This window comes from Parashewanella curva (assembly GCF_003675895.1).
GTDB classification, from domain to species: domain Bacteria; phylum Pseudomonadota; class Gammaproteobacteria; order Enterobacterales; family Shewanellaceae; genus Parashewanella; species Parashewanella curva.
Genome location: NZ_ML014803.1, coordinates 21,575 through 28,812 on the forward strand (window position 1 = coordinate 21,575; position 7,238 = coordinate 28,812).

The 7,238-nt window shown below is 40.9% G+C and carries 6 protein-coding genes; 4 read left to right on the plus strand and 2 right to left on the minus strand.

Annotated elements, in window-relative coordinates:
- Positions 1–61: 61 nt before the first annotated feature.
- Positions 62–772 (minus strand): YIP1 family protein, encoded by a 711-nt coding sequence (locus D5018_RS15340; protein ID WP_165905078.1) that lies wholly within the window; start codon positions 770–772, stop codon positions 62–64.
- Positions 773–1,016: 244 nt separating this feature from the next.
- Between D5018_RS15340 and D5018_RS15345 the strand changes: the two genes are divergently transcribed.
- The 3 genes from D5018_RS15345 to D5018_RS15355 all read left to right on the plus strand — a co-directional run bounded on the left by D5018_RS15345 (position 1,017) and on the right by D5018_RS15355 (position 5,276).
- Positions 1,017–2,402 (plus strand): hypothetical protein, encoded by a 1,386-nt coding sequence (locus D5018_RS15345; RefSeq protein ID WP_416351547.1) that lies wholly within the window; start codon positions 1,017–1,019, stop codon positions 2,400–2,402.
- Between the two features lie 29 nt (positions 2,403–2,431).
- Positions 2,432–3,553: an imelysin family protein gene (locus D5018_RS15350; RefSeq protein ID WP_121839884.1), complete on the plus strand. Its 1,122-nt coding sequence runs from the start codon at positions 2,432–2,434 to the stop codon at positions 3,551–3,553.
- Positions 3,554–3,656: 103 nt separating this feature from the next.
- Positions 3,657–5,276: a di-heme oxidoredictase family protein gene (locus tag D5018_RS15355; RefSeq protein WP_121839880.1), complete on the plus strand. Its 1,620-nt coding sequence runs from the start codon at positions 3,657–3,659 to the stop codon at positions 5,274–5,276.
- A gap of 183 nt (positions 5,277–5,459) precedes the next feature.
- Here D5018_RS15355 and D5018_RS15360 read toward each other — a convergent pair whose 3' ends face one another.
- Complete coding sequence (locus tag D5018_RS15360; protein ID WP_121839881.1) at positions 5,460–5,819, minus strand: hypothetical protein; 360 nt, start codon at positions 5,817–5,819, stop codon at positions 5,460–5,462.
- A 551-nt stretch (positions 5,820–6,370) separates the two neighbouring features.
- Between D5018_RS15360 and ltrA the strand changes: the two genes are divergently transcribed.
- Complete coding sequence (ltrA, locus tag D5018_RS15365) at positions 6,371–7,141, plus strand: group II intron reverse transcriptase/maturase (RefSeq protein WP_243637452.1); 771 nt, start codon at positions 6,371–6,373, stop codon at positions 7,139–7,141.
- Positions 7,142–7,238: the final 97 nt, after the last annotated feature.

Sequence of the window (7,238 nt, forward strand, 5' to 3'; positions counted from 1 at the left end):
ATTCAATGACTTACTAAATATTGAGGCACGACCAATCAAAAACTGTCCGAAGTATTGATTCTTAAACTAAAGCAATAATAAACCAGATGCCCCAGATTAATACTGAAGGAAGAGTTCCAAAAATAACGGCTTTAGAAGTACTAAAATTAGTCCAACTTCTTAGACCAATTACAGATAAAGCAATTCCCCATATTGCAAACACACCAATGTTCTCTGTCAATGCATAAAAAGGAGAGTGAACATCTAATCCGAGCACTAACTGGTTTAATGATGCAAAATTAAAAATGGTAAGTGAAAGCTGATCGGTCCCAGCAGTGACGATTAAAATGATGACACCAATCCAATTAAAAATTGCTGGCATTTGTGCCCATAAATTAAAGGAAAACCAATCACCAAATGACTGATTAGATTCAGGATCCATTTTACTAATAAGCAAAAAATACAGTGCAAAAATGGCTGTATAGACAATGATTGCGACAGCTCCACCACCGATGGCAAACCATTGCATCATACCTTGCATCATTTCGAAGCCTTGAATAGCGCCGTCACGTTCTTGTGCTGAAAGATCTGGTGATAAGGCTGAAATTTGTTGATCTATTAGGAATTGAGGGTCGGCAGTACCATAAAATAGTGACATTCCTACAATCATTGAACCCAAAATAAAAGCAAGTGCTGTCCAAGACCAGCCTTTAGCCTCTTTTAGACCATTAAAGGCTTTAGTTGGAGATAAGAATATATCGGTAATTGCACCGAATACGGTTGCGGATTTCATAGAATAAGTCCTTTTTAGTTTAAGTGTCTGGATGTTACCAGTTTTATTTTGAGTTGTGTTAAAAATGTAAATTACACACTTGGACATATTATGTCAATACTAATGGTTCTCACAAAAAATGATGAAAACCTCGAATAGATCAATGAAATTTCGTATTACTTTTAATTTTATTAAGAAAGTAAATGCAAATCGTTCTCACTTGGTTTAAGATCTGCGACCATAATTGTAAATGGTATGTTGGAGTATTAGAAAAATGAGAAAATCATTGGTTGCAGCAGGGATTCTGCTAGGGCTTTCTGGGGGGGTGAGTGCTACCGATACAGGTAAGTTAGAGCAAATGATTCTCGCTCAAGAAGCACAATTACAAGCCTTAAAAACTGAGTTGGAGCAAATAAAGCAAAAACAAAACCAACAAAAAATTGAAAAAGAAGTGGTAACAACTAACTCTAAAGTGTTGGCGACAAATAAAGCTGAGAGCTTGGACAAGTTTGTATTCAAATCTTATGGTTCTGCAATTTATACCAATGATGAAATCTTTGAAAATGTTCAAGATACAACTCCATCACGACGCGGACGCTTTGATTTAGAGCGAATTGTTACTGAATTTGGCTATCGTTTTAACAATGAGTGGGACTTTGAGGTTGAAGTTGAGTTTGAACATGGTGGTACAGGTGCAACTCTAGAATACGATGGCTTCGAAGAAGCAGGTGAGTTTGAGTCTGAAATTGAAGCAGGTGGTGAAGTTGTCATTGAAAAAGCACAATTTCGTTATCGTCCATCTGACAGCTTTGGCATCAAGTTCGGTAATATTCATGTTCCAGTTGGTTTAGGAACCATTCTTCATAAACCAAATCAACACTTAACCGTAATGCGTCACAGAAGTGAAGCGACCTTGATTCCAACAACTTGGAATGAGTTTGGTGTCGGAGTCTTTGGTCAATTAGGCGATTTTAATTATCAAGCCCAAATCATTAACGGCTTAAATTCTGAGTACTTTCGAAGTTACGGATGGGTAAGCACTGGTCATCAAACTCGATTTGAACATGTCAACGCTGATGATTTTGCCGGTGTTATTCGTCTTGATTACGGCAACTTTAAACAAGAAGGGTTAGCAGTAGGTGCTGCTTTTTATTACGGTTTCTCTGCGGGAAATCGCCATAATGACGGTCGTATTACAGGTGATGGAACTGTTCAAATTGCGGCTTTATCTGGAGCTTATGTTGAAGGACCTTGGATTTTAAGAGGTCAATATCTCTACGGCACACTTTCTGATGCTGATGAAATTACTCTAGCGAATAAAACTACCCCAGGACTAAGGCCCGGTGGCTTGTCACAAGTAGGTTCAAAGGCGGTCGCTTACTTTGTTGAAGCAGGCATTGATTTAAAAGAGTTTGTCGATGTTCCTGTTACAGTTTTTGCCAATATCGATTATTCAAACCCTATAAAAGAAGTTGAGTCTGGCATTGCTACAAAACGTTTTGAGCAAACGTGGAGTAGCCTAGGTGTCAATTACTTCCCAATTCCTCAAATTGTGCTTAAAGCCGAAGCGGGTAGAAAACAAATTGCAGTTCATGAAATACCAGATACCTACTTTTTCAACCTAGGTGTTGGCTACCAATTCTCTTTATAAAAACCTTAACGATGAATGGAAATCAAGTAATGAAAAAAACAATTATTGCAGTGTCTTTAGTTACCCTATTAGCGGCTTGTGGTGGTTCGGGTAAAAAAGATGATGGCAAATTTAGCTATGCTGCTCAAGATATGATCGTGAACCTAACTGACGACGTCATCGTTGCTGGTTACTCAAATCTAGCGATGAAAGGTTCAGAGTTATTCCAGCTAACAGAGACACTACAAGCTACGCCAAACGCTGACAACTGGAAAAAAGTTCAAGACGCTTGGAAAGCAGCTCGTCAGCCTTGGGAGCAAGGTGAGTCACACATTTTTGGTCCAATCGAAGCACTAGAAATTGATCCTCATTTAGATTCATGGCCTTTAAATACTGTTGATTTGAAGGCTCAGCTTGATGGAAATGCCTCTTTTGACGCAGAAACAATTAAAAACTGGGAAAACGGCGTGCAAGGTTTCCATGCGATGGAGTACCTATTATTTGGTGACGGTGTAGATGACAATGAGAAAGCATTTTCAGAATCTACGGCCAGAGAAAGAGAATATTTAAAAGCGCTTGCTGAAGTATTGCGTGACTACACCTCAGATCTTGAAAAAGCTTGGAAAGACAAGTTCAAAGATACTAATGGCGAAACTCCATACGCTGAGCGTTTAAAAAACGTTTCTTCAAGCCCTACTTATTCTTCTCAAGTTGGTGTAATTGAAGAACTTGTGCAAGGTATGGCTGGTATCGCTAAAGAAGTGGGTGAAGCGAAAATTGCTGAACCATTCGGCGGCTCTATTGATAACGTTGATACATCAAAAGTTGAATCTCAATACTCTTGGAACTCGCTCATTGACTTCGCAAACAACATCAAAGGTGTAAAAAATGTTTGGGAAGGTGAGTTTTCAGGTAGCAAAGACAAGCCGGGTATCGTTGATTTTGTGAAGGCTGGTGATTCTGCTCTTGCTGATAAAGTGACTAAGCAAATCAATGATTCTATCGCTAACATTGAAAAAATCGCTGGTGACAACAATATGCCTTTCCGTCAAGCAATCAAAGATGCTGACGGTCGTAAACGTGTTCAAACCGCTGTTGACTCATTAGCGGCTTTAAAAGCGAGTTTAGAAAATGAAGTCGTACCGCTAATTAAGAAGTGGGATGCTAAATAACACTTAGCGCAATAAATGGAATAAAAAGAACAGGGACAGTTATTACATATAACTTGTCCCTGTTTTGTTTGAGCAAAAATGAAAATGTGGAGCAATGTGACAGATGGATGTACACAAAAATAAAATAAACATATCTATCGCACTGGCTGTAGCAATGGGGCTAGCAGCATGTGGTGGAAGTGGAAGTGGAAGTGGAAGTGGCAGTAAAGATGATGGGAATGGTAAATCATATCCTTCATATACCGATGTTGAGTTGTTAGGTGGTGATACAACCACAACGGAAGCATCTAATTCAGGGCATGGTTTTTCTACACCTGCGCCTAATTTGACAGAAGCAGAGGTTAAACATCACGAAGAAGGGGATGCCAATTTTGAAACATCCTTTATTACAGCACCAAGTAATGAGCATCCTGAGTTGGATGGTTTAGGGCCAGTATTTAACAATATTAACTGTAATGCTTGCCACCAAAGAGATGGAAGAAACTCAACCATATTAATTCCAGACGGTGAAAAGCGAGTTTTATTAGGCAGTGGTGCAGGCATATTTTTGCGTATTTCTAAAAAGCCTGACGAGGTGTGTACAAAAGGGACTAAAGAAAATAATTATTGCGCGCCAATTCCCGTCCCTAATTTTGGCGGGCAATTATTTCACCGTGGAATTTTGCAAGCCCGCCCTGATTGGGAGCAAAACAATTTTAAAGGTCAAGCAGACGTTTACCTTTCATACGAATATTTAGAAGTAACGTATGATGATGGCACAAAGGTTAAGCTGAAAAAACCATTGTTCGAAGTTGAAAATGCTTATGATTCTCCGGCTAACTTTGCGGCTTCTGAATTAGGTCAACCTGATGTATTGATGGGCTGGCGTAATGGCATGCCGGTATTCGGGTTAGGCTTACTAGAAGCGATTCCTGAATCTGCAATTTTGGATAATGTTGATGTAAATGACAAAAACAATGATGGGATAAGTGGTAAAGCAAACTATGTATTTGATCCGGTAAAAGCGATGGCTGGTGATGATAATCCTGTTTCATTAGGACGTTTTGGCTGGAAAGCAAACACGCCAAGTGTTCGTGTTCAGTCATTAGGTGCGTTACGCGGTGATATTGGTATCACCAATCCATTATTTCCTGATGAAAGCGTAAAAGGGACGGATTTACACGAGAAATACTTGTCGAGAACAGGTCTCTTAGATACGGGGAAAGGACCGAATGGTGAGCCAGAGGTTGATGATAAGTTTAGTGATTCGTTAGTCTTCTACTCCGAAACTTTAGCCGTACCAGCACGTCGAAATGTCAAAGATCCAGATGTAAGAGAGGGCGCGCGCTTATTCGAACAAGTTAATTGTACAGGCTGTCATACGCCTAAATTTGTGACCAAAGCTGATGGTCAAATAGGTGGCAAGGATATGTCTAAGGCGTTGAAGTCACAAACTATTTACCCATTCACAGATATGTTACTGCATGATATGGGTGAAGATTTGGCTGATGGTCGTCCAGATTTTCTTGCTGATGGCAATGAATGGCGTACACGCCCATTATGGGGCATAGGCTTAACTAAAGCGGTGAACCCTAGAGCGGGCTTCTTACATGATGGGCGTGCAGCAACGATTGAAGAAGCTATTCTGTGGCATGGTGGTGAAGCTGAGAAGTCTAAGCAAGATTTTATGAGTCTTTCGAAGAAAGAACGTCAGCAATTAGTTAAGTTTGTCAATTCTCTCTAGCCCAAGAAGGAAATAATTCAGACCTGATGTGACAGTTACTAATTTTTATAAGGTGTGTCACATCAATTCTTGAACGAATGTAAAACTCTTCTGAACACGTCATTCTAATAGATTTTTTGGACGATTTCCTCCGCTTTACGCATAACGCCGCATTCTAAGGAATCCCCACATAATCCTTATTTATTATAAAGCACTTTTCTCACGAAGCATAACTTTGTAAGTAGCAATTGCCGATGACATCACTTGGTTTGAAAAAGAAACATTGCTTTTGGGCTGGTAGGATATTTTTAATGCAGCAGGTGAATTTGAGCATTTCCCTGTTTTGATAAAACCATCCCAGAATAACCCCAAACCAGATATTGTTTGGAAAGTACCATCAATTAGATAACGTGTCCGTTTAGTGAAACCATTATCCATTAGATAAATAGCAGTATTGCGAGCTTCTTCTCTGGAGTTAAAGCAAAACGAAACCTCTTCGATTTTTGGTGTGCTGGAACAACCAATAATTAACATTGATAATAACAGTGCGATAGAATGTTTCATCAGCCTCTCCGTGCTTTATAACTAATGAGGTGAAAGTCCTCTGTAGGAAGAACACCGTTTATTAACTTAATGTTATTAAACGATAACTACTAGCGAATGGCAAGGGTTTATCCGTGAGGGTTGGTCTGGAGGAAGCCGCTAGCAAATTTGCGAGCTGATGAACAAGAACATCATATGAGGCGTAGGCTGGAGGTGAGCTGGCACAAGACAGCGAAACCCTGTGATCTAACGGCTACCGTAAATGATGCAGCAGTGCAAAGAAAGTTCACGTTCTTATCTGGGGAGATCTGCTTAACAAGCGATTGGTAGATAACCAGTAAGGCTCTGGTCTATAAGTGCCTTGGCTTTTCAGCATCATCACCTGAAAAGAGCGAATAGATGAAAACCGATAGCGCATACTAAGGAAACTTAGTCTGTGATTAAGCAGAAGTCAGCAGACGGCATAGTAGCCAAACGCCCATCGTAATGGTTGGGACAGTATATCCTCGCAAACACAGAGGGTACAAGGTGAAGGCCAGAACATTTAGAAAGAAGGAGGAGCCTTGTTAGACTTGTCGATACCCACTACATCGTCCGATGCTTACAGTCAACAGCGTACTAACCCGCAGCCAGCCTTCAAAAGTGAACTGTTTCAACAAACTTTCGAAACAGAGAACATGCACAAAGCATGGAAGCGGGTCAAAGCCAACAAAGGGGCGGCAGGTATAGATGGAATGAGCCTAGAGCAGTTTCCAAAATGGGCTGAGGCACATTGGCCGCAATGTAAAGCTCAACTGCTACAAGGAAAATATCAGCCTTCTCCTGTAAGGCGAGTCGAAATCGACAAACCGGATGGTGGCAAACGGCAGTTGGGGATCCCAACCGTCATTGACCGAGTGATACAACAAGCGATCAGTCAAACGCTCACACCACTCTTTGAGCCTTTCTTTTCTGAAAACAGCTTCGGCTTCAGACCAAACAGAAACGGCAAACAAGCAGTAGAGCAAGTCCAAAGGATCATAAAACAAAAGCGAAACATAGCCGTTGACGTAGACTTATCTAAATTCTTCGACCGAGTGAATCATGACTTACTCATGACACACATTTCTAAGAAGCTGAAAGATAAATCACTACTGCAACTCATCGGCAAATACCTACGAACGGGCGTAATGAAAGAAGGTTTAACCTCGCCCAGCTACGAAGGCGTCCCCCAAGGTAGCCCACTCTCACCACTATTATCAAACATCATGCTTGATAACTTAGACAAAGAGTTGGAGCGACGAGGGCACAAGTTTGCCAGATATGCTGATGATTGTGTGCCACGAGCACAGGCTGCTGCGTAAGCAGCACCAATGCGCAACTGCGCAGAAGATGAGGGTAGGTCCCTCGAAGTCGCCTTACAGGAGGAGGCTTCAAACCACCTTAAGCGGCGAAGGTAAA

Bases quoted from the DNA above. Each gene is read 5' to 3' on its own strand.
- D5018_RS15360 (WP_121839881.1), bottom strand. From the start codon at position 5,819: ATGAAACATTCTATCGCACTGTTATTATCAATGTTAATTATTGGTTGT.
- D5018_RS15350 (WP_121839884.1), top strand. From the start codon at position 2,432: ATGAAAAAAACAATTATTGCAGTGTCTTTAGTTACCCTATTAGCGGCT.
- D5018_RS15355 (WP_121839880.1), top strand. From the start codon at position 3,657: ATGGATGTACACAAAAATAAAATAAACATATCTATCGCACTGGCTGTA.
- D5018_RS15340 (WP_165905078.1), bottom strand. From the start codon at position 772: ATGAAATCCGCAACCGTATTCGGTGCAATTACCGATATATTCTTATCT.